The sequence below is a fragment of the Paracoccus sp. MKU1 genome (assembly GCF_001447385.1).
Taxonomy (GTDB): domain Bacteria; phylum Pseudomonadota; class Alphaproteobacteria; order Rhodobacterales; family Rhodobacteraceae; genus Paracoccus.
The window spans coordinates 1-22,870 of the sequence record NZ_LLWQ01000002.1 but is presented as its reverse complement, the minus strand read 5'-3'; the positions used below and the strand labels follow the sequence as shown (position 1 = coordinate 22,870).

The 22,870-nt window shown below is 63.4% G+C and carries 19 protein-coding genes and 4 pseudogenes; 17 read left to right on the top strand and 6 right to left on the bottom strand.

From position 1 onward, the window contains the following. The 5 genes and pseudogenes from AQY21_RS27280 to AQY21_RS00135 form a co-directional block, all read left to right on the top strand. Positions 1–186, top strand: a pseudogene (locus tag AQY21_RS27280) (plasmid pRiA4b ORF-3 family protein); the annotation flags it as partial. Positions 187–614: 428 nt separating this feature from the next. Beyond that, positions 615–779 carry a hypothetical protein gene (locus tag AQY21_RS29220; RefSeq protein ID WP_203416296.1) on the top strand — a complete coding sequence of 55 codons (165 nt, stop codon included), beginning with the start codon at positions 615–617 and terminating at the stop codon, positions 777–779. Positions 780–979: 200 nt separating this feature from the next. Further along, positions 980–1,528 (top strand): annotated as a pseudogene (locus AQY21_RS30085) (hypothetical protein). 65 nt (positions 1,529–1,593) lie between these two features. Beyond that, positions 1,594–2,010, top strand: a complete 417-nt coding sequence (locus AQY21_RS00140; protein WP_058095893.1) for a hypothetical protein — start codon at positions 1,594–1,596, stop codon at positions 2,008–2,010. Next, positions 2,003–2,647: a hypothetical protein gene (locus tag AQY21_RS00135; RefSeq protein WP_058095892.1), complete on the top strand. Its 645-nt coding sequence runs from the start codon at positions 2,003–2,005 to the stop codon at positions 2,645–2,647. The genes AQY21_RS00140 and AQY21_RS00135 overlap by 8 nt, the downstream gene beginning before the upstream one ends. Before the next feature lie 12 nt (positions 2,648–2,659). Here AQY21_RS00135 and AQY21_RS00130 read toward each other — a convergent pair whose 3' ends face one another. Further along, positions 2,660–4,204: a Fic family protein gene (locus tag AQY21_RS00130; RefSeq protein ID WP_152988025.1), complete on the bottom strand. Its 1,545-nt coding sequence runs from the start codon at positions 4,202–4,204 to the stop codon at positions 2,660–2,662. A 235-nt stretch (positions 4,205–4,439) separates the two neighbouring features. On the opposite strand from AQY21_RS00130, the gene AQY21_RS00125 reads away from it, so the two are divergent. The 3 genes from AQY21_RS00125 (at position 4,440) to AQY21_RS00115 (ending at position 11,042) form a co-directional block, all read left to right on the top strand. Further along, entirely contained in the window at positions 4,440–8,762 is a 4,323-nt protein-coding gene (locus AQY21_RS00125; RefSeq protein WP_058095891.1) for a strawberry notch-like NTP hydrolase domain-containing protein, read from the top strand. After that, on the top strand, positions 8,762–9,808 hold the full coding sequence (locus tag AQY21_RS00120) for a toprim domain-containing protein (RefSeq protein ID WP_058095890.1): 1,047 nt from the start codon (positions 8,762–8,764) through the stop codon (positions 9,806–9,808). The genes AQY21_RS00125 and AQY21_RS00120 overlap by 1 nt, the downstream gene beginning before the upstream one ends. A gap of 307 nt (positions 9,809–10,115) precedes the next feature. Next, positions 10,116–11,042: a DUF2493 domain-containing protein gene (locus tag AQY21_RS00115; protein WP_058095889.1), complete on the top strand. Its 927-nt coding sequence runs from the start codon at positions 10,116–10,118 to the stop codon at positions 11,040–11,042. A 132-nt stretch (positions 11,043–11,174) separates the two neighbouring features. Here the strand turns inward: AQY21_RS00115 and AQY21_RS29495 are convergent. Beyond that, positions 11,175–11,358 (bottom strand): annotated as a pseudogene (locus AQY21_RS29495) (acyl-CoA transferase); the annotation flags it as partial. A 59-nt stretch (positions 11,359–11,417) separates the two neighbouring features. On the opposite strand from AQY21_RS29495, the gene AQY21_RS28255 reads away from it, so the two are divergent. The 3 genes from AQY21_RS28255 (at position 11,418) to AQY21_RS27270 (ending at position 13,802) form a co-directional block, all read left to right on the top strand. Further along, the gene (locus tag AQY21_RS28255) at positions 11,418–12,173 is read left to right on the top strand and encodes a hypothetical protein (protein ID WP_152988023.1); all 756 of its coding nucleotides are present in this window, start codon (positions 11,418–11,420) and stop codon (positions 12,171–12,173) included. A 72-nt stretch (positions 12,174–12,245) separates the two neighbouring features. Continuing rightward, on the top strand, positions 12,246–13,202 hold the full coding sequence (locus AQY21_RS00110) for an IS5 family transposase (protein WP_058095888.1): 957 nt from the start codon (positions 12,246–12,248) through the stop codon (positions 13,200–13,202). A 57-nt stretch (positions 13,203–13,259) separates the two neighbouring features. After that, the gene (locus AQY21_RS27270) at positions 13,260–13,802 is read left to right on the top strand and encodes an RES family NAD+ phosphorylase (protein ID WP_082657841.1); all 543 of its coding nucleotides are present in this window, start codon (positions 13,260–13,262) and stop codon (positions 13,800–13,802) included. A gap of 368 nt (positions 13,803–14,170) precedes the next feature. Here the strand turns inward: AQY21_RS27270 and AQY21_RS00105 are convergent, their stop codons facing one another. The 3 genes from AQY21_RS00105 to AQY21_RS00095 are packed head-to-tail and all read right to left on the bottom strand — an operon-like array spanning position 14,171 to position 15,941. Next, entirely contained in the window at positions 14,171–14,683 is a 513-nt protein-coding gene (locus AQY21_RS00105) for a hypothetical protein (RefSeq protein ID WP_065169868.1), read from the bottom strand. Further along, on the bottom strand, positions 14,680–15,579 hold the full coding sequence (locus tag AQY21_RS00100; protein ID WP_058095886.1) for an ImmA/IrrE family metallo-endopeptidase: 900 nt from the start codon (positions 15,577–15,579) through the stop codon (positions 14,680–14,682). The genes AQY21_RS00105 and AQY21_RS00100 overlap by 4 nt, the downstream gene beginning before the upstream one ends. Continuing rightward, positions 15,576–15,941: a helix-turn-helix domain-containing protein gene (locus tag AQY21_RS00095; protein ID WP_058095885.1), complete on the bottom strand. Its 366-nt coding sequence runs from the start codon at positions 15,939–15,941 to the stop codon at positions 15,576–15,578. The genes AQY21_RS00100 and AQY21_RS00095 overlap by 4 nt, the downstream gene beginning before the upstream one ends. 121 nt (positions 15,942–16,062) lie before the next feature. Here AQY21_RS00095 and AQY21_RS29215 point away from each other — a divergent pair, with 121 nt between their 5' ends. From AQY21_RS29215 to AQY21_RS00070, 6 genes are read left to right on the top strand one after another with little or no spacing between them, the layout of a single operon-like run. Continuing rightward, positions 16,063–16,599, top strand: coding sequence for a multiubiquitin domain-containing protein (locus AQY21_RS29215; RefSeq protein WP_203416295.1), 537 nt, complete (start codon positions 16,063–16,065; stop codon positions 16,597–16,599). Beyond that, complete coding sequence (locus tag AQY21_RS29210; RefSeq protein ID WP_058095883.1) at positions 16,596–16,976, top strand: E2/UBC family protein; 381 nt, start codon at positions 16,596–16,598, stop codon at positions 16,974–16,976. The genes AQY21_RS29215 and AQY21_RS29210 overlap by 4 nt, the downstream gene beginning before the upstream one ends. After that, on the top strand, positions 16,976–18,376 hold the full coding sequence (locus AQY21_RS00080) for a ThiF family adenylyltransferase (RefSeq protein WP_058095882.1): 1,401 nt from the start codon (positions 16,976–16,978) through the stop codon (positions 18,374–18,376). Before AQY21_RS29210 ends, AQY21_RS00080 begins: the two co-directional genes overlap by 1 nt. Further along, a complete protein-coding gene (locus AQY21_RS29490; RefSeq protein ID WP_082657839.1) occupies positions 18,376–18,771 on the top strand; it encodes a DUF6527 family protein in 396 nt (131 codons plus the stop codon). Before AQY21_RS00080 ends, AQY21_RS29490 begins: the two co-directional genes overlap by 1 nt. Position 18,772: 1 nt before the next feature. Continuing rightward, positions 18,773–20,215, top strand: a complete 1,443-nt coding sequence (locus tag AQY21_RS00075; protein WP_161905838.1) for an ATP-binding protein — start codon at positions 18,773–18,775, stop codon at positions 20,213–20,215. After that, positions 20,208–22,613, top strand: coding sequence for a S8 family peptidase (locus tag AQY21_RS00070; protein WP_058095880.1), 2,406 nt, complete (start codon positions 20,208–20,210; stop codon positions 22,611–22,613). The genes AQY21_RS00075 and AQY21_RS00070 overlap by 8 nt, the downstream gene beginning before the upstream one ends. 34 nt (positions 22,614–22,647) lie before the next feature. Here AQY21_RS00070 and AQY21_RS27255 read toward each other — a convergent pair. Beyond that, positions 22,648–22,870: pseudogene (locus tag AQY21_RS27255) on the bottom strand (plasmid pRiA4b ORF-3 family protein); the annotation flags it as partial.

The following is a 22,870-nucleotide window of genomic DNA, read 5'->3' as shown; positions in this document are numbered from 1 at the left end:
GAGGAATTCCTCGAAGCCCTCGCAGATCCGGACCACGAGCAGCACGACGACATGGTCGGCTGGTCAGGTGCATCCTTCGATCCCGAAGATGCCAGGATCGACAGGATCGTCGAACGCTTTGACCAACTCGCGAAGAAATGGTCCCCGCGGCCCGGCAAGCCCAAAGCACCCAAGCCCACTCCCTGAGCACGGACACCCGTCCGCGGCCTACGCCGGATGGTTACTTTGGAAAGGCTCATTGGCTCGCCTAACTTCTCCATCTCCAGCTTTACCATACCTTCGTTTCACCTTGCTCGAGCGAGCAGGTCGCGTCCCCGACCTGGTCGCGATCCTGATAGCCGCGTGGCGGCAAGGCTGGCCGGGCGAAGCATCTGCAAGGGGGGATCCGGCGCCTGTCGGATGCAAGACACCACCCCCGCTTCCATTCGCTAACCTTGGTCTGATCCGTCTCTTTGACATTCAACCCCGGAGGGGTCGGCTTACGCATACGTGCCGCCCTCGGGGATTCGGAAAAAGTCCGAACGCCCGAGGGTGAGTGCAGATCCGGTCAGACACGTCGGGCGCCTGTCGCGCGGGGGATGGTCCCCCGCCTCCAGAGACAGGAGCCAATACCGATGTCCTATGCAGATGCCACCGCTTTCGCTGCCAGCCTCGCCACCACGCTGATGGTCGTGATCGTCGTGTTCCAGGCCGGGGACGGAACCCACGGCGCCATGCCCGCCGACGAGTTTGACGTCGATGAGGACATGGTGAAGCTGGAACTTGATCCATGGGCCTGAGGCGCGAAAGCGCCTCACCCCAAACGGCCCGAACGCGGAGACCCGCGCTTCGGGCTTTCAGTGCCTCTCGATGGTCCCCCGTCGTCGGCAGCGGAACCGGGAACAAGCCCGGTCAGAGAGGAAGAGTGCGGGCCTTTCGGCCGTGACGGGTTGAGGGCCGGAGAGAGAGGCTCACCGGCGCCCGTCATGGAGTGATCCCGATGACCTTTGCCCGTTCCGAAACCTTCCGCCCCATCGGCCAGATTCTGGCGGCCGATGTTCTGCCCGCGCTTTATCGGTCGCATAAGCTGCCGCTACGCATCTCTTGCCTCGGCGTCGCCAGCTATGACGCCAGTGACGCGGCGAATAGCTTTGATCGCGTGATCCCGCTTGGGGAATGCCTGTCGCCGGGGGAGGTCATCCAGGCCGCAGCCTTGCGCCTGTCGCGCGGTGATATTTGCACGGGGCCGAATGGCTTTCCATATTTCCAGCCGCGCATCATGCTCATTCAGGACCGCGATCAGCGTCTGGTCCTCGCCGGCGAAATCCGCGCCGGCATTATCCTCTGGTAACAGCCGGTCACATCCGATGCCGAGGCACGCAGGATTGTGACCGAGGCCAGCCGACTGCGCGGTATGGCATTCCGAGCCACGGAGCCCGGTGATGCGAGACGGCTGCGTTACCGCGCCGCTGCGCTGGAGGCACGGTTGGTCGATTCCTTCTGGCGCGAGACCGCGGCCGATCTGCTCCGCCTGCCACAGGCCGCCTGAGCTTCACCCTTTCCATCCCATTTGGCTCGGTGTCACGCCGGGCCATGTCATGCCCGGAGACCATCATGGCCGACTATTTCACCCATTTCTCCTGCCTGCTCGATGTGGGCACCCCCGAGCAGGCCGCCCGCGCGCTCGATCTCTACAATGCGCTCTCGGATGAGAATGCCGCTGGGGATCCGCCTTCGGACGGGTTTCTGCTTTCCATTCAACCCGAGCATGGCGGAACCCAGCTCTGGATGCGCGATGATGGCACCGGCGATCCCGAGCATGTCATCCAGTTCGTCAAATGCTGCGCGAAGGAGTTCGGGCTGACCGGCCTTTGGGGGATGCAATACGCCAACACCTGCTCGAAGCCGCGTGTGGACGGGTTCGGCGGAGGCGCCCATGTGCTCGACCTCGCCACCGGAGAGACTGTGGACTGGTTCTACACGGACGGCTGGCTTGCCATCGTGCTGGGGGGAGGCAATCCCTATGAGTGAGGTCATCGAGATCACTGTCTATCGCCTCGACGAGCTTTCCGACGCAGCCAGGGACAAAGCCCGCGTCTGGTATCGTGAGGGTGGCTTCGGCGATGACTGGTACGATGCCGTCTATGAGGATTTCCAGCGCGTAGCCGAAATCCTAGGGCTGAACCTCAAGACCCGAACCGTCCGGTTGATGGGCGGCGGCACACGGCAAGACCCCTGCATCTGGTTCCGGGGCTTCTGGAGCCAGGGCGATGGTGCCTGCTTCGAGACTTTCTATGCCTACCGCAAGGGCGCGCCGCGTCGGATCAGGGAATACGCGCCTCAGGACACCGAGCTGCATCGCATCGCCGATGCCCTGCAGGCGGTCCAGCGGCGTAATTTCTACCAGCTTCGCGCCGAGGCCAGCCATCGCGGCCATTATTACCATGAGTACTGCATGGCGATCTCGGTCGAGCGTGACAGTCCGAGTTGCCAGGACTTGACCGCCGACGCCGAGGAGGTGGTTATCGAGGCGTTGCGCGATCTCGCCCGCTGGCTCTACCGCCAGCTCGAGCGCGAATACGACTATCTATCCTCGGATGAAGTCGTCGATGAGACCATCGTCGCCAACGGCTACACCTTCACTGAAGCCGGCCAACGGTTTGGGTGAGGAGGCTCGGCCTCAGAACTCGTCCTGCAACTCCGCATAGATGGCTTCGATCCGGTCCGCCTCCTCGTCGGTCAGAGCGGCGAATTCCTTCGCTCTGGCGCGTCCGGAAAGCCTGCCACCGTTCTGGTGCAGGAAACGAAACAGCAGGTCGAGCACGCGGTCCGGCATGTCGATCAGGCCCGAGACGCGGGACTTGAACCCGTCATAGGCACGCAGGAACCGGGTCTCGGCTGGCAGGTCGTGGTCGATGGTCTGGGCCACGCAGGCGAAGAGGAATTCGGCATGGGGCGTGGCATCGAAGAAGCGATAGAAATCGCCGGTGTCGTTCAGCACCTCGACGTTCCCGCGATCGGTTGGGCGCCAGCTGACATGGGGCAGCAGTCGACGCGAATAGCTCTCGAGCACCTGCCGATAGGCCTCGATCCGTTCGAGGATCACCGCCGACACCGGGAAGACCAGCCCGGGCGGATTGAAGCCGCGTGCAGCAAGCACGTGGTGGATCAGATAGCGATGGAGGCGCCCGTTGCCGTCCTCGAACGGGTGGATAAAGACGAAGCCAAAGGCGAGACCGGCCGCCGCCAGAACAGGGTCGAGCCCCGGGGCGATGTCGCGGTCGGATGCTTCGAGCCCGGCGATCAGCGCGGGCAGGTCTTCATGCCGGGCGCTGACGTGATCGGGCAGGGGGGCGCCGGTCGTGCGGTCGTGCTCGCCAATGAAGCCGCCCTCCTGCCGCAGACCCAGATGGACGAAGCGGGCATCGCCGATGACGATGCGTTGCAGGCGTTCGAGTTCTGCCTGGTCAATCGGATGCCGCCCGGCTTCACCGATGATCTGGCCCCAGCGCCGGATACGATCCTGAGGCGGGTTCTCGCCTTCGATCTGGAAACTCGACCGTGAATCCTTGAGCAGCAGGAAGGCCGCAGTACGTGCGAGCAGATCGGCGGGCACCTCGGCCAGCACCGCGCGGGCCTCGGCCGCCAGATCGCGGGCGATGAAGGCTTCGATGGCCGGAGTGCGGAAGATCATCGGGCAGAAATCGGGGGTGCCGGGCAGGTTGTTGCGGACCCGGTGGCGCGTCGAGGGGGCGCCCTCTGCATCCCATTGGAGCCTGGCATCGACCACGGGCGCGTAATTGCCGCGCGTGGCGTCGGGCAGATCCAATGCTTCGCCGAGGAGCCACTCGTAGAGGAACCAGATCCTTCGCGCGTAGCTACCTGTCGGGGCGGCCTCGACAATGGCCTGGATCGGCTCCGGGCCGGTTGCCTTGAACAGCCGCTTGAGAACCGCCAGATCCAGCCCCTCGTAGCGCAGCGCGAAGGTCAGATGACCGATGAGGCTCGCCTCGGGTTCATGGCGGGGCGTGTAGAGGCGCCAGCCGTCGGCCGCGTAGACCTTGTGACGTGGGCCGATGGCGGAAAGTGTCCGGGGCAGGGGCGTTGCGAGCGCATAGGCATCGATCAGCGCAGCATAGCCCGCAGGTGTGGCCTCCTCGGGGAGCCAGCGCTCGTGAAAAACGGTTATGGCGCCTGAAAACGGATTCCTTTGTGCCTGCTCCATGAAATTCAGTTCTTGGTCCCGATGATTGATCTTAAGTCGGCGTATCTCATGAATATCAATTACAATCAATGAATCCTTGCGAAAGTTGATGGCGCAGCGCTGTCGCCCTCGGGTCGGCGAGGCGATGGGGCATGAGGTGCCGAGTCAGAGAGGGGGCCGGGACGGGGTGAGCCCCGGCGGTCGAGAGAGAGCGCCGTCCGGGTCCTCCCGTTCCCGCTCTCCGAGGTTTCCCGACATGAACATTTCGTCTCCCGTGACCGATCCGATCACGCAGCTAACGGTCGCGCCCGCGATCCTGGCCGCCGCCCATCGCCTCCTTCCCCATCTCGAACGCGGCCAGCGCGTCGATACTGCGATCCTGCGCGATGCGATGGAAACCGCTTTCGGCGCGTCCGACGCCAGTGGCGCCTGGGACTGGAAGCTCGCCTATGAGGCCTGCGAGGTCGCCACGGTTCTGTTCCTGCGCAAATACGGAAAGGCGCTGTTCCGCAAAGCCGACTCTCCGGTTTCCCGGCTCGCGCTGCTGGAGAAGATCGCGGGGTTGCTGCCCACGCAGACCCGCCGCTCCGAGGAAAGCCAGAGATTCCAGCAGTTCAGCACGCCTCTGCCTCTCGGCCCTGCCGCCCTGACCGCGGCCGCGATCACGCCGGACGATGTGGTACTGGAGCCCTCGGCTGGCACCGGCCTGATGGCGATCCTCGCCCAGAGCGTCGGCGGTTCGCTGATCCTCAACGAACTGGCCGATACCCGCGCCGATCTTCTCTCGTCCCTCTTTCCGGCCTTTCCCGTCACCCGCTTCGACGCCGCCCAGATCGACGATCATCTGGTCCCGGATGCGGTGCCTTCCGTGGTGTTGATGAACCCGCCATTCTCGGTCATGGCCAATGTCAGCGGGCGCGTCGCTGATGCGGCCTACCGCCATGTTGCCTCGGCACTGGCCCGTCTTGCCCCCGGTGGCCGGTTGGTGACGATCACCGGCGCAGGCTTTTGCCCCGAGGCTCCGGCATGGCGGGACGCTTTCATCCGCTTGCAGGCCCGTGGTCGCGTGGTGTTCAGCGCTGCCGTCGATGGCGCAGTCTATGCAAAGCACGGCACCACGATCGACACGCGACTGACCGTGATCGACAAGCTACCCACCGACGACCCGACCAGTTTTCCGGCCTCACCGGGGATCGCGCCTGATGTTGCCACGCTGATGGGATGGATCGAGGCACATGTCCCGCAGCGTTCGCCGGTATCATTGACGAAGATCGTCGTGCCCGCTTCGACCATCGCGCCGAAAACCGTGCGGGGCTATCTGGCCCGCGCGACAGCGGCGCGACCTGCCGCTGCTCCCGCCCACGATCCCGATGGCGTCGAACTTGCCTATGAGACCATGGACTGGGCGCCGCCCGAGGGCGCGCGCTTGTCGGACGCGATCTATGAGGAATATGCGCTGCAATCGCTGCGCATCCCCTGCGCCGAGCCGCACCCGACCAGGCTGGTGCAATCCGCTGCCATGGCCTCGGTCGCGCCGCCAAAGCCGTCCTACCGGCCCATGCTGCCGTCCGACATCCGCACCCGTCTATCGGACGCCCAGCTTGAAACGGTGATCTATGCCGGTGAAGCCCATGCCGATCACCTCGCCGGTGCCTGGGCCGTGGACGAGCATTTCGACAACGTGCGCGCCGCCGCCGAGGATGCCGCCGGTGCTGTCCGCTTCCGCCGGGGCTTCATGCTCGGTGACGGCACCGGCGCGGGCAAGGGACGCCAGTCCACCGCCATCATCCTCGACAACTGGCTGCGTGGGCGCCGCAAGGCGGTCTGGATCAGCAAGTCCGACAAGCTGATCGAGGACGCGCAACGCGACTGGTCGGCGCTCGGCATGGAGCGACTGCTGGTCACACCGCTGTCGCGCTTCCCGCGGGGCAAGACGATTACGCTGACGGAAGGCATCCTGTTTACCACCTATGCCACGCTGCGCTCCGATGACCGCGGCGAAAAGGTTTCGCGCGTCAAGCAGATCGTCGAATGGTTGGGCTCCGATTTCGATGGGGTCATCATCTTCGACGAGAGCCATGCCATGCAGAATGCCGGTGGCGGCAAGGGAGACCGCGGCGATATCGCCGCCTCACAGCAGGGACGCGCAGGCCTGCGGCTCCAGCATGCCCTGCCGGATGCCCGCGTGGTCTATGTCTCGGCGACCGGTGCTACGACAGTCCACAACCTCGCCTATGCGCAGCGGCTCGGCCTCTGGGGTGGCGAGGATTTCCCGTTTCAGACTCGCGCGGAGTTCGTTGAGGCGATCGAGGCCGGCGGTGTGGCGGCGATGGAGGTGCTGGCCCGCGACCTGCGTTCTCTCGGCCTCTACACCGCCCGCTCGCTCTCCTATGATGGCGTCGAATATGAACTAATCGAGCACCAGCTCACGGATGAGCAGCGGCGCATCTATGATGCCTATGCCGAGGCTTTCGCCATCATCCACAACAATCTCGATGCGGCCATGGAAGCGGCAAACATTACCGGCAGCGATGGAACGCTGAACCGGCAGGCCAAATCCGCCGCGCGGTCGGCCTTCGAGAGCACCAAGCAGCGTTTCTTCGGCCACCTGCTGACCTCGATGAAGACCCCGACGCTGATCCGCTCGATCGAGGCCGATCTGGAGGCGGGCCATGCGGCCGTCATCCAGATCGTCTCCACCGGCGAGGCGCTGATGGAACGGCGGCTGGCAGAAATCCCCACCGCGGAATGGAACGATATCTCCTTCGATGTCACGCCGCGGGAATATGTCGGCTCGTATTTGCAGCATTCCTTCCCGGTGCAGCTATACGAACCCTTCACCGACAGCGAAGGCAATCTTTCCTCGCGACCTGTGTTCCGGGACGGGCAGCCGGTCGAAAGCCGCGAAGCTGTGGCGCGGCGGGATGAAATGCTCGAACAACTCGGCTCGTTGCCGCCGGTTCCGGGGGCGCTCGACCAGATCGTCCAGCGCTTTGGCACCGACGTGGTGGCGGAGGTCACGGGCCGGTCGCGCCGGATCGTGCGCAAGGGCGATGGCACATCGGCCCGCCTGGCCGTCGAGAACCGCGCGCCCTCCGCCAACCTTGCCGAGACCTCGTCCTTCATGGATGACCAGAAGCGCATCCTGGTCTTCTCGGACGCCGGTGGCACGGGGCGCAGCTATCACGCGGACCTCTCGGCGCGAAACCAGCGGCTGCGCGTGCATTACCTGCTGGAGCCTGGCTGGAAGGCCGATGCCGCCATTCAGGGGCTCGGGCGCACCAACCGGACCAATCAGGCGCAGCCCCCGCTGTTCCGACCCATCGCCACGGATGTGAAGGCCGAGAAGCGGTTCCTCAGCACGATCGCGCGTCGTCTCGACACCCTCGGCGCGATCACCCGTGGCCAACGCCAGACCGGTGGACAGGGCCTGTTCCGGCCCGAGGACAATCTGGAATCCGCCTATGCCCGCGATGCGTTGCGCCAGCTCTATCTGCTGATCGTGCGCGGCAAGGTCGAGGGATGCTCGCTCGAACGCTTCGAGACTGCGACCGGGCTGAAGCTTATGGACGGCAATGGCATGAAGGACGACCTGCCGCCGATCACCACTTTTCTCAACCGCCTTCTGGCGCTGACCATCGAGTTGCAGGGCATCCTGTTCTCTGCCTTCGAGGAATTGCTGGAGGCCCGGATCGACGGGGCGATTGCATCCGGCACCCATGACATGGGGCTGGAGACCCTGAAGGCGGAAAGCTTCATCGTCTCCGACCGGCAGGTCATCCACACCCATCCGGGCACCGGCGCGGAAACGCGGCTCCTGTCTCTGACCGAACGCAAGCGCAATCAGCCGGTCACGCTCGACGCAGCCCTGGCCGAACTGGATGATCCGCGGGCGAAGCTGCTCACCAACGAACGGTCGGGCCGCGCCGCCGTGCAGATCCCAACCACCAGCGTGATGCTGGACGACGGCGAGATCGAGCGCCGCGTCCGGCTGATCCGGCCGATGGAAGCAATGAACCTGCCCATGCGGGCGATGGGCGAGACCCACTGGGTCGAGGCCGAGCGCGCTGCCTTCGCCTCGGCATGGCAGGCCGAGTTGGACGAAGTGCCGGAGTTCACCGACAGCATCCTGTACATGGTGACCGGGCTTCTGCTGCCGATCTGGAAGCGGCTGCCACAGGAGACCTCCCGGGTCTATCGGCTCCAGACCGACGAGGGCGAGCGCATCATTGGTCGCCGTGTCTCGCCCGCATGGGCAGCAAATGCCGCTACCAGCGGCGTCGCAACCACCATCACGCCGGATGAGGCCTACACGGCACTCATCGAGGGCCGGACGATCTTCGATTTGGCCGAGGGACTACAACTACGCCGGTCCCGTGTCATGGGCGCGAACCGGATCGAGCTCACCGGCTTCACCGATACCATGCGCGATCGGCTGCGCGCCTATGGGCTCTTCAGCGAGATCATTTCCTGGAAACTTCGCTTCTTTGTGCCGGTCGGGGAAGCCGGACCGGCGATTATCGGCAAACTGCTCGACCGTTTCCCGATCGAGCGCATTTCCGAGCGGGAGGCCGCGTGATGGCACGTCTCAACGCTTCCGAACTGGCGCAGCGTCTCGGCCGAGAGGCCGAGGCGGTGTGCCGCCACTATCTGTCGAACGGGCGCAAGCAGGGCAATTACTGGCAGGTCGGGGATGTACGAAACACGCCCGGTCGTTCGATGTTCGTCCGTCTGACCGGGCCTGAGGCCGGTAAGGGTGCGGCTGGAAAATGGACCGATGCCCAAAGCGGCGAGCATGGCGATCTGCTCGACGTGATCGGCGAAAGCCTCGGCCTCATCGATTTTGCCGATGTTGCCGAGGAAGCCCGCCGCTTCCTCAGCCTGCCGCATCCCGAACCGGAGCGACAGCCGCGCAAGTCCCGAACGCCGCCGGCACCATCCGGATCGTCCGAAGCCGCACGCCGCCTCTGGCACATGACCCGGCCGTTGATCGGCAGCCTCGCGGAGACGTATTTGCGCGGACGCGGCATTACGGATTTAAGCGGAACCGCAAATCTGCGTTTCCATCCGAACTGCTACTGGCGACCCGAGGGCGATAGGCCGACAGAGGCATGGCCGGCCATGATCGCCGCAGTCACCGACCTCTATGGCAGGATCACCGGCGCACATCGCACCTGGCTCACCCGCGACGGCTCCGGCAAGGCGTCGCTCGATCCGCCGAGAAAGGCGATGGGAGAGCTGCTCGGAAACGCCGTCCGGTTTGGCGAGGTGCAGGATGTCATTGCAGCAGGCGAGGGGATTGAAACCATCCTTTCGCTGCGGCAGGCATTGCCCAAGATGCCGATGACCTCGGCTCTTTCGGCTGGCCATCTCTCCGCCATCCAGTTCTCCCCGCATCTGCGCAGGCTCTATATCGTCTGCGACAATGATCCGGCAGGTGACGCCGCGCGGGACAGCCTGGTGGACCGGGCTATCGAGGTCGGAATCGAGGCGATCACGCTTTCGCCCATGCTGGGGGATTTCAACGACGACCTCGTCAACTTCGGCCTGGAGGCGCTTCGGGCGCAGATCCGGGTGCAGATCGCCCCCGAGGACGTCAGCCGCTTTATGGCGCTTGCGTCATAGCCAGAGAGGGCCGTGATCGGGGATAACCGATCCCGCCATGGGCAAGGGGTTGGGGCACCTCGGCAAGGGGACCGCGCCTTGGCCTTCTTGAGAGGGCGAGCGGCCCACAAACGCTCCGGCCCGGCAATGGCGGCGCCCGACTGATTTCCGTCGGCGGGCAAGCCCGCCTTTACAGCGCGAAGCAAATCAGCCGGGCTTTGCCATCAAGGCCCTCGCAAAGGGCTCGGGCTGCCAGGCCGGAGCGCCCGTGGGCTTGTCGTCGCCATGAAGGCCGCGACGGTCGCGGTCCAGCCGAAGGACACATCCCATGTATGCCCATGACGAATTCGAACCCGATCACAGCACGTCTCCCACCGGCCATGTCATCGAAGAGCTCGAACTCTATGGCTACCGTCCCGCCGAGGGCGAGGCCGACCCCCGGATCACACCCGAGGACAACGCCATCCAGGGCGCGGTTGCCGACATCTTCGATGCCCTGATCTCCACCATGGCCGACACCAGCCTCGATTTCGACCTAGACGAGATCATGTGGTCCACCGTCAACACCTTCCACCGCGCCGTCGAGCGGATCGAACGCAAACTCGACGATAACGAGCAGGCTCAGAAGCGCCTTCAGCGCGAACAGGACGGAAGCGAGGTGAAATCCGTCCAACTGGAGACCCTGATCGGCGTCGGTCACAGCCTGATCGAGCGCCGCGACAGCATGGAGGTCTTCCGCGACACCGCTGCCGACATTTACCTGCGCACCACCGGCACGCCCTGGTCGCCGCGCTCCGGCTCGCGGGTCAACCATCGCCAGATGACCTCGGCCATGATCGACAGCCGAGATTTTCTCGCCGCAAAACGCCGGGCCGACAATGAAGTGCTATTGCCCGCAGGGCCGAAGATCGCCTTCTCGGGCGGCGACACCAGCGATCACCGGCTGATCTGGGACAGGCTCGATCAGGTTCATGCCAAACACCCCGACATGGTGCTCCTGCACGGAGGTTCGCCGAAAGGGGCGGAACGCATCGCGGCCACTTGGGCCGACAACCGCAAGGTCGCGCAGGTCGCCTTCAAGCCGGACTGGACGAGACACGCCAAGGCCGCGCCCTTCAAGCGCAACGACCGGATGCTCGACACGATGCCGATCGGGGTCATCGTCTTCCCAGGAACGGGCATCCAGGAAAATCTCGCCGACAAGGCCCGCAAGATGGGCATCCCGGTCTACCGCCTCGCGGAGGGCAGCGCGTGAGCGCTGCACTTATTCGAATGGGCCGTGTAGCCTACTGCATCCGTTGGGATGGGCGGTAAGCGGCCTGACCTTGGCGCGGCATGGCCGCCGCAGCAAGTTTGGGGAAGCGGTCATCGGTGCGCTGCGCTGCAATCGCCCTGCACTCTGCGCTACGACCGCTTCCAAGTGCTGATGGCGGTAGCGAAGTGGTGATGGCGTCACCTCGGGCTCCCCCGGGCTCGCCATCACGCACGATAAGCAGTCCCTCGGCCGGGACGCGCTCGGGTAGGACGCCGCCGCGCAGCGCGGCAAGGATGTTATCGCGAGGGCGCGACATTACACCTCCGGCATTCAGTTTTCATTTGTTCGCGGCTCTGTCAGTCTGAGAGAATCGGCATGATTGCGGCCAAGTGTAAGGATTTAGAGGAAAAAGTGATGTCAGAGGCAGCAGACGACGAAGAGCTGAAGGTCAGTGTTTGTACCGACTGTGCACGCCATCCCAGCCTCAAGAAAATGATAGAGGCCGATCTAGCAAATGGTATCTGCGCCTTCTGCTGCAAGACCGATGCAAAGGTTAGGAACCCTGAAAACATTGAGCCGATGGTCATGCTGATGCGCGCGCTCATCCGCTTCTATTGGGACGAGTTCTCCTACAATTCACACTGGGGTGGAGAGGCCGTCCTCGAACTTTTCAATGAAGCCGATAATCCTGTTGTCGAGCCGTTCGCCGCCAACGAATACTACGACGAATTCGACCACCTCCTGCAAGAACCACCTTATCCAGACTGGGACAAAGGCGTGTCGATTTACGCCGGCTTCGATGCCGACGGAATGCGCATGTTGAACTCGGCCATCTCACGTTCGACACCAAGACCCGTAGGCGATCTCCGTAGGCGCCTCGACGCTTCCAACTTCTCGACAATCGAGAGTGAGCTTGAAGCGCTAATCAAGCCATTCCTTGCTGACCTCAAGTTTGTACTTCCCAAAGGTGGGACTTGGTTTCGAGCACGGACAGGGTTTGAAGCTCGCTTCCTTCGCTCAAGGGGCTTTGACAACCAAATTGTGCGCCAACCCTATATGGGCGCTTCAATTGGTGCCTCGCCCAACCCAGGTAATGGGCGGCTCAACCGAGAAGGTCGGCCAGTACTCTAGGAACCCCTGAAGAACCTCCCGGCTCTGGCGTGATCTGATAGACTGCGGGAACGCCTTTAAGGAGTTCCGCCGATGCCGAAGCAGCCCGCCATTCCCGGTCTTCGCGAAGCGATGAAGAAGAAGGTGACGCGGCGGGAGCAGTTCCTGGCGGAGATGGATGCCGTGGTGCCATGGGGCCGTCTCCTGGCGCTGATCGCGCCGCACTATCCGAAGGTGGGGCCGAAGGGTGGGCGGCCACCGATGCCGCTGGAGACGATGCTGCGGGTCTACTTCTTGCAGAACTGGTACGCGCTGAGCGACCCGATGGCCGAGGAGACGCTCTACGATAGCGAGGCAATGCGGCGGTTTGCCGGGATCGAGCTCGGCGACGACCGCATTCCCGACGAGACCACGATCCTCAACTTCCGGCATCTCCTGGAGCGGCACGGGTTGACCGAGGCGATCTTCGCCGACGTAAACGCGCACCTGGCAGACAAGGGCATCACGCTGCGCTCAGGGACGCTGGTGGATGCGACGATTATCGACGCGCCGTCTTCGACCAAGAACAAGGCGGGCGCCCGCGATCCGGAGATGACGTCCACGAAGAAGGGCAACACGTGGTACTTCGGGATGAAGGCACATGTAGGCGTCGATGCCGAGAGCGGGGTGACCCACAGCCTCGAGACCTCGACCGCCAAGGTCCACGACAGCCAGGTCTGGGACGAACTGCTGCATGGCGAGGAGACCTCGGTCTGGGCCGACAAGGGCTATGTCAGCGCCGAGCGCGAGGCCGCGTTCAGCGACGATGGCAAGGTCTGGGGAGTGATGCGCAAGGCGCCCAAGGGCGGCACGCTTCACCCCGAGGACGAGAAGATCAACCGGATCATCGCCATGGTGCGGGCCAAGGTCGAGCACCCGTTCCGCATCCTCAAGCGGCAGTTCGGCTATGTAAAGACCCGCTACCGGGGGCTCGCCAAGAACCGCGCCCAGCTCTTCACGCTGTTCGCGCTCGGCAACCTGTTCCTGGTCCGAAGGAGACTGCTGGCGTGAGGACGAGTCCGTCTGCAATCTGCCAAACCGCCGACGCGGTAGCCGAGAAACCACGAAATGGACCGCCAACGACCCGTGCCATGGCTACCAAAGCGATCAAGCCGCCATCTCGGCGCAGCCGAACGCGTTGATCAGACGTTCCTCTATCTTGGATCTACTCCCTATACGGCGCTGGCCGAGATACGCCCGCATCCAGGCCACTATGTATCGATTGGGGGTTTCGAGATATTGCAGGACCTCAACGTAGCTGACTTCGACCCGGACATTTCCCTTTTTTCATCGAGCGACGAAAGGCTTGAGATGTACGAGATCATCCAAACCTTTGACCGATGGATGAGTACGCCCGTCACGCCAGACGACAAGGTAAGCTATCTGATCACCCAACTTCTTGCCGAAATCCTGCAGGCTCAGGGTTTTCACGCGGTGCAGTTTCGCAGCTCGGTCTCTGACGGTGTCAATCTGTGCCTATTTGATACGGCGCATGCAGCTTTCGTTGAAGGGCATTCCAGCGTGCGCTTCGTTCAAAGCGTTCACTATAAGGCACCGGAACATCCTTCTGTTACCGCCCCCGGACCTGGTGACCACCCCCTAACAAGGTAACTGATTCACGCCAACTTTCCCTCAACCCAGTTTGCGACGACCAGCCCGGCGCGCCGTCCAACGCCAGGTCTTCATCTCGTGCCAAGTAGAGACGCTTCGGCAGCTTCTCCTGCGGCACCAGCGGAAAGATCGGCGCGGTGAGCGGGCGCACAACGGCCTGACGGCGGTGCGGCATGGCATTCGCAGAAAAACTGAGAGAGCGGTCGCGCGTTCGAAACGCAGCGAACAACTCGCGCGTACGAACCGGAGCAGGCGGAATGTCGATGAACACTGGCGCAGTATGCGCTATCGCCTCCCACCTGAGGAAGCCGCCACTCTATACAGATTAGGGGCGGACTGCCGTCAGATAGTTTCAAAGCTACTAAACACTACCGTTCCTGTAGCAGAAACAGGATCGCATCGAAAGCCGCCAGCTGGGCTGCCCTCTGGCTGGAATAGACCCGTCGGGAGAACCGCTTATAACCAGTGGCAGAGCGCTGGATGACGCCATGCCAACCATCTGCGTGCTCGAAGATGGTCACATGATAGCCCTGATCGCTGATCACAAGGTTGCCCTGACGCGATCGTCGCCAAGCCTTGCGATTTGGCCAAGCCGCGCGGCGGCGGGCGGCGTTCTTCATCGACGCCTCGCGCCGGCGGGCCCGCTCGACATCTTCCTCCATATGCCCCGCACAGATGCAGCCGCAATGCAGCGTCTCTGGATAGTCAGGATGCTGCATGGCATGGACATACCGAATGTCCTGACGCTCACACATCTCGCACACGGCTTCTGGCGAGCCGAGGTCCTCAATGTCGATGCAGCTCCAGCCCCTGTGAGGGATACCTGGTACCGACCATTTGCCGAAGCGGCGAAAATCAGCCGTGTCGTCAGGCTCGGTCATCGCCGAAAGCGCGGGGTCCAGCGCTCCTCCATGGCTTCGTCCGACTCGTCGAGTTCGTCCTCGTCCTGGTAGGTGTCATCGACAAGCTGCGCACAGGACAGCACGGTCAGCACTCGGTCGTAACGGCCGAGGTCAACGACCTGCTCGACAACCGGTACGGCGCGGGTGCCTTCGAACCAGTCGAGAATGTCGCTGTCGGCTTCTTCTCGAAGCCGACGCCGGTCAGCGGCAGGCCGCTTGGCAATGGATGCCGTCAGCGTACCTGCGGGTAGGGTAGCGCCCTTGCGAAGCCAGCTCTGGCCCCCGAGCTGCTTAAGGGCTTCTGATTTGAAGCAGTAATCGACATGGCTGTTGTGGCTGACAACGATTGCTGCTGCGTCGTCGGTCTCGCTTATGTAGCGGATAGCCGCCGCCACAGTGGAGGCCCCGGCCTCGCGCCGGAGCGTCTCAATGCTCTGCAGACCTTCTGGCGCCCGCTTCAGGAGGGCGCGGATGAGCGAGGAGGGCATGAGCAACCCCGCCGCAAAGTAGTCGGCCTCCCGCTCATACGGGTCGGCCGAGACGAAGCCCGCCCGGGAACTATGGATGCCGGCCTCGAACTGAATGTGGTCGAGATGGCCTTCGGCAAAGTAGTGGCCGAACTCGTGGGCGATGCTGAAGCGTTGGAAGCCTTCGCTCGGGATATGGGTCGCATAGCGGATGCCGAAGGTGTTCCCGAATCGCAACAGCATGCCCGAGACGCCGTCTTCGTCGGCGTCCATCGCCTGTAGCGGGATGCTGCAGGCCTCGGCCAATGCCTTCAGATCGACCGGCAGACTAAGCAGGCCTTTCTCGCGCAGAACATGTTCGGCAAGTCGAACCAGTTTTCGCTGCTGCAGATCGGGATTGCGGATCATTCGTCCTCCCCGCGCTCCTTCTCGTCCTGCTGGGCTAAGAACCTCATGAAGTCAGCCGCCATCTTGCGGTTCTTGTCAGTCAGCTTGTGTACGTCGCGATAGATCGGATCGGCTTCTGCGGCACCGGCTGGATCCTCTGATCGTCCCAGCAGGTAGTCAGTCGTGATGTTGAGGGCGTTGGCGAGCTTCCGGAGGTTATCGAAGGACGGTTTCCGCGTGCCGGCTTCGAAATGAGCAACGGAACTCGGGGGCAGGCCGGTCTCGCGCGCGAGCTCGGCCTGACTCAGCTTGCGGAGTTCCTCCCGTGCGGTTCGGAGGCGTTCCTTGAAGATGTCAGATGGATTGTCGGAGGTAGTTGTCATGGCGCTTTCGACATGGTGGGGTTGACGGGTTTTTCGGACGAGCCTATACTCCCGACATTGATGCCATGTCGAAGGCGACATTGGCAAGGGCTGAGAGGCCGCAAACCCATAGGAGGTCGCCATGACGACTGGAACGACAGACATCGAAGACGTTGCGGCCTCCCTTGCCGCAGGCCGCAAACCCCGTGCGCACGGTCCGTACCGGATGGAGGTCGGCGATGCCGAGCTCGCCTTCCGGCCGGTACGGATCGACGATCCGGTTCCGACGGGCCGCCAGATTCTCGACGCGGCAGGTATCCGGCAGGTCGAGGAGCATCTTCTGTTCCTGGTCCTCAGCAATGGCGAGCTCGAGGAGTTGCGTCTGGATGAGACCGCCGATCTACGGGGCGGGGGCGTCGAGCGGTTCCTGATTTTCGCCAGTGCGGAATCCTATCGCATCGAACTCGACCGCAAAGTGCTCGAGTGGGGCGCCTGCGCGATCAGCGGCAGGGTCCTGAAGCGGCTGGCCGGGGTCGACCCCGCCACCTACGGCGTCTGGCTCGAGGTCAGGGGCGGCGAAGATCAGCCGGTCGGCGACAGCGAGCTGGTGCGGCTGGACGGGAAGGGGCTGGAGCGCTTCTTCACGGGGATCACGCAGACGACGGAGGGTGCGGCATGAGCCTGCTGCCTTCCGCCGATCGTCGGTATCTCGCGGGGCGTGGTCTCGAGTATCGGGAGGTGACGGATGGCGCCCAGCGGGGCGTCATCCTCACCGGTTTCAGATTGCCGTCGGCGAAGTACCAGGTGGATGCAGCCAGCATCCTGATCCTGTTGCCGAGCGGCTATCCGGACGTGGCGCCGGACATGTTTTACGCGCTGCCTTGGCTCCAGTTGGTCCCTGCCCAGCGATATCCGAAAGCGGCAGATCAGCCCGTGCAGTTCGAGGGCCATCGGTGGCAGCGCTGGTCACGCCACAATACGAGCTGGCGCCCCGGAGTCGACGGTCTCAGCACCATGCTGAAGCGGGTCGAACAGGCGTTGCTGGAGGCTGCGTGATGGACATCGAACTGACGTTGCAGGAGGCGCATCAGGCGGAGTTGAAGCGGCTGCTTCATCGCCCAGATGGCACCGAGGCGGCAGCCTATGTGCTGTATGGCATGAGCCATATTGCCGTCGATCCCTGGTCGCGGCAGGCGCGGCTCCGGCTGACGTCTTTCGAGATCGTTCCGATACCGTCTGACGATGCGGTCTCGGCCAGTGAGCGCCATATCACCTGGCGCACAGGCTCATACGTCAGCCTCTGCCGGCGCGCTGCCGATGCAGGGTTGTTGCCCGGCATCGTTCACAGCCACCCTGGCGGCTTCCCAGATTTTTCCACGCAGGACGACCGGAACGAGCGGGAGCTGTTCAGGCTGGCCCGGAACCGGAATGGCGATGAGGCCCGGTTGCTGAGCTTGCTGCTGATCGGAAAGGATAGGTTCCGGGCCCGGCTCTGGGGCGATGAGAAGGCTCCTCTTGAGGTCGGCACCATCCGCTCCGTTGGTACCCGGCTCATCTATACGACGGTTGGTGCCGCGACACCGGATGCGGCTTTTGACCGCCAGGCCCGAGCTTTCGGCGCCGGGTTGAACAGCATCCTGCGGGGACTTCGGGTCGGTGTCGTCGGTTGCGGTGGAACGGGCAGCGCGACGGCGATGCTGCTGGCACGGCTGGGTGTCGGCCAGATCGCGCTCTTCGATGAAGACATTGTCGAGGTGACCAATCTGAACCGGCTGCACGGCGCGCGGCGGGCGGATGCCGATGCCATGCGGCCAAAAGTCGAAGTGGTGGCGCGGGAGATCAGCGAGCTGGGACTTGGGGTACGGGTTCGCGCCTATCAGAACTGGGTCGAGGACTCGTCAGTGCGGGATGCGCTCAAAGCTTGCGATGTGATCTTCGGCTGCACAGACGATCACGGCGGCCGTCTGTTTCTGAACCGGTTCGCGCACTTTTACCTTATTCCGGTGATCGATATGGGCCTGGCAATCGAACCCAGCCCGGAGGGTGGCCTGCGGGACATGAGCGCCCGTGTGACGGTCCTGACGCCCGGCGCACCGTGCCTGATGTGCCGGGGTGTCGCAGATGCCCGAGCCGCAGGCGAGGAGGCATTGCGTCGGAACGCGCCCGCCGAGTACGAGCGGCAGAAGCGTGAAGCCTATGTCCGGGGTGGCGGCGATCCTGCACCTGCCGTGGTGACGTTCACCACGGAAGCGGCCAGCATGGCAGTCAACGAACTCCTGCAAGGACTGGTGGACTATCGAGGCGAAGGCCGGTGGGCCTGGCAGCGGGTCCGGCGGCTGGACCGGGGCGAGGAGCGCCGTCAGGGCGCAAAGCAGCGGCCCGACTGCCCGATCTGCGACGACACGCACTACTGGGGCCTGGCCGATGTCGAGCCGTTTCTCGATCGGATCGGCTGATGGGGCGCATCAAGGGACTTTGTCGTATCGTTTTGGAGCGGGTTGGGTGGCTTCCCAAAAGCCATTTGGTCGCCTCGTTTGAAGACGCGCATCCTGACCCGGAGCGCCTTACCTCCGGGCGCTTGGTCATCGTGCGGAGCGGCGGCCTCGACAAATGGGTTTGCTTCCGCTGCCCGGGCGGTTGTGGCGAGAAGTTGCAGCTGTCGCTCAGCCAACAGCGCAGGCCACAATGGTCGATTTCGGTCGACTGGCTCGGCCGCCCGAGCATCTCGCCGTCGATCCGACAGACCAATGCCTGTCGGTGTCATTTCTTGGTGAAGGATGGCCGTGTTAAATGGTGCTGGGATAGCGGTCACGCCAACGGGCGGTCGGGACGAGACCGCGCTGGCTCATGACATGCCGACACCCTGGACCGAAACGGCAAAGTTTATGGGCTGGATGACTGCAACCGCTCAGCAGCGGAACATGGTCGCACAGTCCGGTGGCATGGAAGCACTGAGGTCGCATCATGATGAACATCGTTGCATGAATTTGCAAGAAATCGCATTGTGGGTAGACAACCATGAATATGACGGGCGCTTCGCGGATATGGACCACTTCGAGATCATCCTCTCCTTGTCACGAGCTGCTACGAGCGGCGACAGCAACCGCGCGCGTTACCAGATCGAGCGTCTGCGGGACTCTCTGCGGGAATCTGAGCCGCGGCAGGCCGAGAAGCTGAGCAGGCTGCTATCGCGTGAGGTCCGCAAGCAATCGGTCGCGCCGATGTCCCTTGAACGCATGCGGGCTGGGTCGGTGCCGGCACTGCCCGGCGAAGTGCTGAGTCGGAATACACCGCTGCCACACGACAAGGAGACCGGAACACCGCTGGCACGCGTGGTGCAGCCGGAGGAGGCCGCCGACGCGGAGCCAGTGTTCAACGAGGCGCTCAAGGCTGCCGTAACGGACCTGATTGAAGAGTGGTCTCGGGTGAAGGAGCTGGCGGCGCTCGGCGTGCAACCGAATTTGCGCTGCTTGCTCTACGGCGCGCCGGGTGTCGGCAAGACTATGCTCGCCCGCTACATCGGGGCGCAGCTTGGGCTTCCACTTATCGAAGCCCGGCTGGATGGCCTTGTTTCGTCCTTCCTCGGAACCACTGCTCGTAATATCGGCGCACTTTTTGATTTCGCAAATCGCTATCGCTGCATCCTATTCCTGGATGAATTCGACGCCGTCGCCAAAGCCCGCGATGACGCTCAGGAAGTGGGCGAGATCAAGCGGGTGGTGAACACGCTTCTGCAAAGTCTTGATGCGCGAGGGGACCGGGGCTTCACCCTAGCGGCCACCAACCATGAGCATCTTCTCGACTCCGCCGTTTGGCGCCGGTTCGATGGACGTATCGAGATAGCGCTGCCTGATGAGACGGCGCGCCGGGTTCTGCTCGAGCGCTTCGTGCGTCCGATCGAGCTGACCCGCGAGGAAATCGACATGCTGGTCTGGCTCACGGAAGGCATGAGTGGCGCCGATCTCGAGACGCTTGTCGCTGGGGGCAAGCGTTTCTTGGTGCTGCATCAGCCGAAGGGAAGCAGCAACCGCGTCAGTCGTGGCCAGTCCATGCTGGCGGGACTTCGGCGGCAGGCAACACTAAACGGCCACCTGTTCGGCGGGATTCGCAAGGCGCTGCTGCTTGGACCGGAGGAGGACCTTGCGGCCGCTTTCGTAGAGCAGGCCGGGCTGACTCAGAATGCAGCAGGAGCCATCGTCGGTGTATCTCAGTCAACGGTCTCGCGCCGCCTGCGGGAGCGCAGCCATGCGGCACGGGAGACATCATCTGGAACGGAGACCGTGAGCGATGGCTGAACGGGACAGTATCCAGCGTCCTGTCCAGGTTTTCCTCGACACCCGACGCTTCATTCACCCGCCTGCACCCGGAACGCGCGGCCCCAGCAGGGATTTTTTCCAAGGCGATAACGAGGGCTTCCGTCGCCACAAGGCAAAGATGCGAGAGCAGCTCCGCGCCAGCAGCCTGAGGCTGCGGGAACAGCACTCGGCCCTCGGCTTTGTGTTGGTGCAGATGCGAGAGGACGCCCTAGCGAAGAGCTATCGTCCAATCGAGAAGCTGTTCTGCGAGCGGAACCAGTTCGCGCTCGTTGGTGGGCGCGGGATAGGGGAGATGTTCTTTCAGGCAACGCCAGACGCTCTGGACGCGCTCGACACGGTGATCGCTCAGCGGGCCGAGGATGTGCCACAGGAACGGGAAAACCCGCGCACCGGAGAGTTCGAGGAACGTGTTTCCGGGTATCGCAGCGAGCTTGGTGCCATCGCCAGCATTGGCTTGCTTGAAGCACCGGATCGGCTGGATTTCTCAGCGTCCGAGGCTGTCACAGCCCTGGAAAAGGAGGGCGTCATCGGCGGCTATCTGGTCGAGCTGTTCCGCCCCGATCCCGCTGTCTCCGGCGATGCCGTCCGCGCGCAACTGGAAGCCCTGCAACATCGCCTGACCAGCGTCGGCAGCTTGTTTGTGCGGCCGGTTACTGGCCTGAGGGAGCGCCGGCCGACTGGGCTCACCCTTAGCATCGACCTGCTGCCTGCCGGCGCCCCGAACGATATCGTGCTGCTCGCGCCAGAGGGGCCGACAGCAGCGACAGAGCGGACGGCAGGACGAGCCGTCGCCTCGGCCCCCCGTGACAGGTCCGTAAGGCGGCATCAACTATTGCTGGAGCAGTTGGCTGAAGAGCCCCTAGTCCGGCGGATCGCCTTGCCGATGGAGATCGAGCCGGCCCCCACGGGCGTTTCCGAGCCGGGTGCGGCAATAGACCTGCCGGCCCCGCTGGCTGACCGGGATTATCCCGTTGTGGGCGTGATCGATGGCGGTATTTCCGCACTGGACGCGCTCGACCCCTGGTGCGCCGGGGTAGCCAGCCCTCTGCTACCCGGGGATAGCGATCACGAGCACGGCACGTTCATCGCGGGGCTTGTGGCGGCAGGTTCTACGCTCAATCCGGGTTTTGCCGATCGGCTGGAACGCGAGCCGTGCCGGTACTTCGACTTGGCAATCATGCCACGGAAACCATTGCTCGGGCAGTACTACAGTACGCCGGATGAGTTTTTCGACCAGCTGGAGGAGCTTGTCGTGCACGCAAAGGCCGAGGCAGGAACGCGGGTCTTCAACTTCAGCCTTGGCTCCCCAAACGGACGCACCCGCCACAGCTACTCAACGTTCGCATCCCGGCTCGATGAAATCGCGCGGATTCATGATGTCATTTTCGTCGTCTCGGCCGGAAACCTCGATGGAACCCAGCGGCGGCCGGAATGGCCGGTGGAGACCGATAGGGCGCTTGAGATGCTGGCGCAGCGGGGAGCGCGGGATGATGGCATTACGGCACCTGCCGAGCATATGTTCGGATTATCTGTCGGGGCCGTGAACCCGCCAGGGCTTGCTACTGCCGTTGACGGGCTGCCCACGGCGTACACACGGCGAGGGCCCGGCGCTGGCGGGGCCCGCAAACCCGAACTCGTTCACTATGGCGGTGCAGCACAGCGAACGGGAAACGACACCGGCCTCGCTTCGCTCGATGCGGACGGATCGGTGGTCAAGAAATCCGGGACCAGCTTTGCTGCCCCACTTGTGGCGGCGACGGTCGCAGCCTTAGATCATCGGCTCGGGGGACAAGTGTCCCGGGAGCTACTGATGGCGCTTCCGGTGCATCGCTCGACGCGCCATCCGGCGATGATGAAGAAGCCGCTTCGTCCGATTGCCCGGGAATTCGTCGGCTTCGGCGTACCCGGGGACTCTGAGGCCTGTCTTGCTGATGATCCTCATAGCATCACGCTTGTCTTCGCGGATGTCCTTCCAGCAAAGCGAGAACTGTCGTTCGTCTTCACTTGGCCGTTGTCCCTGACGGGACCAGATGGAAAGTGCCGCGGCGGCGTCGATATCACCTTGGCCTATTCACCGGTGGTCGATGCGGCGTTTGATGCCGAATGTCAGCGCGTCCAGTTAGCGGCTACCCTACATCAGCTCAACGAGACGATAACCGACGAAGGCGAGATCATTCCCAATCATACATCGCAGCTGAAGCACTATGACAATGAGCTGCCGCAGAACTTGGATTACACAGAGAAATATCTGCTTGAGAGCGGCCTCAAATGGACGCCGATCAAACGCTACTTCAGGGAAATGCGAGGCGTCGGAAATCGAAGCGACTGGCGTTTGTCCCTGAGCGCCTTGACCCGCGCTGGTGCTATTATCCCGTAACCATCCGGCGTAGGCCGCGGACGGGTGTCCGTGCTCAGGGAGTGGGCTTGGGTGCTTTGGGCTTGCCGGGCCGCGGGGACCATTTCTTCGCGAGTTGGTCAAAGCGTTCGACGATCCTGTCGATCCTGGCATCTTCGGGATCGAAGGATGCACCTGACCAGCCGACCATGTCGTCGTGCTGCTCGTGGTCCGGATCTGCGAGGGCTTCGAGGAATTCCTCGTAGCCCGGAGCACCGCCGACATCCTCGGGCGGGCAG

Bases quoted from the DNA above. Each gene is read 5' to 3' on its own strand.
- AQY21_RS27270 (WP_082657841.1), top strand. From the start codon at position 13,260: ATGGACCGCCAACGACCCGTGCCATGGCTACCAAAGCGATCAAGCCGC.
- AQY21_RS00115 (WP_058095889.1), top strand. From the start codon at position 10,116: ATGTATGCCCATGACGAATTCGAACCCGATCACAGCACGTCTCCCACC.
- AQY21_RS00070 (WP_058095880.1), top strand. From the start codon at position 20,208: ATGGCTGAACGGGACAGTATCCAGCGTCCTGTCCAGGTTTTCCTCGAC.
- AQY21_RS29210 (WP_058095883.1), top strand. From the start codon at position 16,596: ATGAGCCTGCTGCCTTCCGCCGATCGTCGGTATCTCGCGGGGCGTGGT.
- AQY21_RS00140 (WP_058095893.1), top strand. From the start codon at position 1,594: ATGGCCGACTATTTCACCCATTTCTCCTGCCTGCTCGATGTGGGCACC.
- AQY21_RS00110 (WP_058095888.1), top strand. From the start codon at position 12,246: ATGCCGAAGCAGCCCGCCATTCCCGGTCTTCGCGAAGCGATGAAGAAG.
- AQY21_RS00075 (WP_161905838.1), top strand. From the start codon at position 18,773: ATGCCGACACCCTGGACCGAAACGGCAAAGTTTATGGGCTGGATGACT.
- AQY21_RS00095 (WP_058095885.1), bottom strand. From the start codon at position 15,941: ATGACAACTACCTCCGACAATCCATCTGACATCTTCAAGGAACGCCTC.
- AQY21_RS00120 (WP_058095890.1), top strand. From the start codon at position 8,762: ATGGCACGTCTCAACGCTTCCGAACTGGCGCAGCGTCTCGGCCGAGAG.
- AQY21_RS00100 (WP_058095886.1), bottom strand. From the start codon at position 15,579: ATGATCCGCAATCCCGATCTGCAGCAGCGAAAACTGGTTCGACTTGCC.
- AQY21_RS28255 (WP_152988023.1), top strand. From the start codon at position 11,418: ATGATTGCGGCCAAGTGTAAGGATTTAGAGGAAAAAGTGATGTCAGAG.
- AQY21_RS00125 (WP_058095891.1), top strand. From the start codon at position 4,440: ATGAACATTTCGTCTCCCGTGACCGATCCGATCACGCAGCTAACGGTC.
- AQY21_RS00135 (WP_058095892.1), top strand. From the start codon at position 2,003: ATGAGTGAGGTCATCGAGATCACTGTCTATCGCCTCGACGAGCTTTCC.
- AQY21_RS29215 (WP_203416295.1), top strand. From the start codon at position 16,063: ATGACGACTGGAACGACAGACATCGAAGACGTTGCGGCCTCCCTTGCC.
- AQY21_RS00130 (WP_152988025.1), bottom strand. From the start codon at position 4,204: ATGGAGCAGGCACAAAGGAATCCGTTTTCAGGCGCCATAACCGTTTTT.
- AQY21_RS00080 (WP_058095882.1), top strand. From the start codon at position 16,976: ATGGACATCGAACTGACGTTGCAGGAGGCGCATCAGGCGGAGTTGAAG.
- AQY21_RS29220 (WP_203416296.1), top strand. From the start codon at position 615: ATGTCCTATGCAGATGCCACCGCTTTCGCTGCCAGCCTCGCCACCACG.
- AQY21_RS00105 (WP_065169868.1), bottom strand. From the start codon at position 14,683: ATGACCGAGCCTGACGACACGGCTGATTTTCGCCGCTTCGGCAAATGG.
- AQY21_RS29490 (WP_082657839.1), top strand. From the start codon at position 18,376: ATGGGGCGCATCAAGGGACTTTGTCGTATCGTTTTGGAGCGGGTTGGG.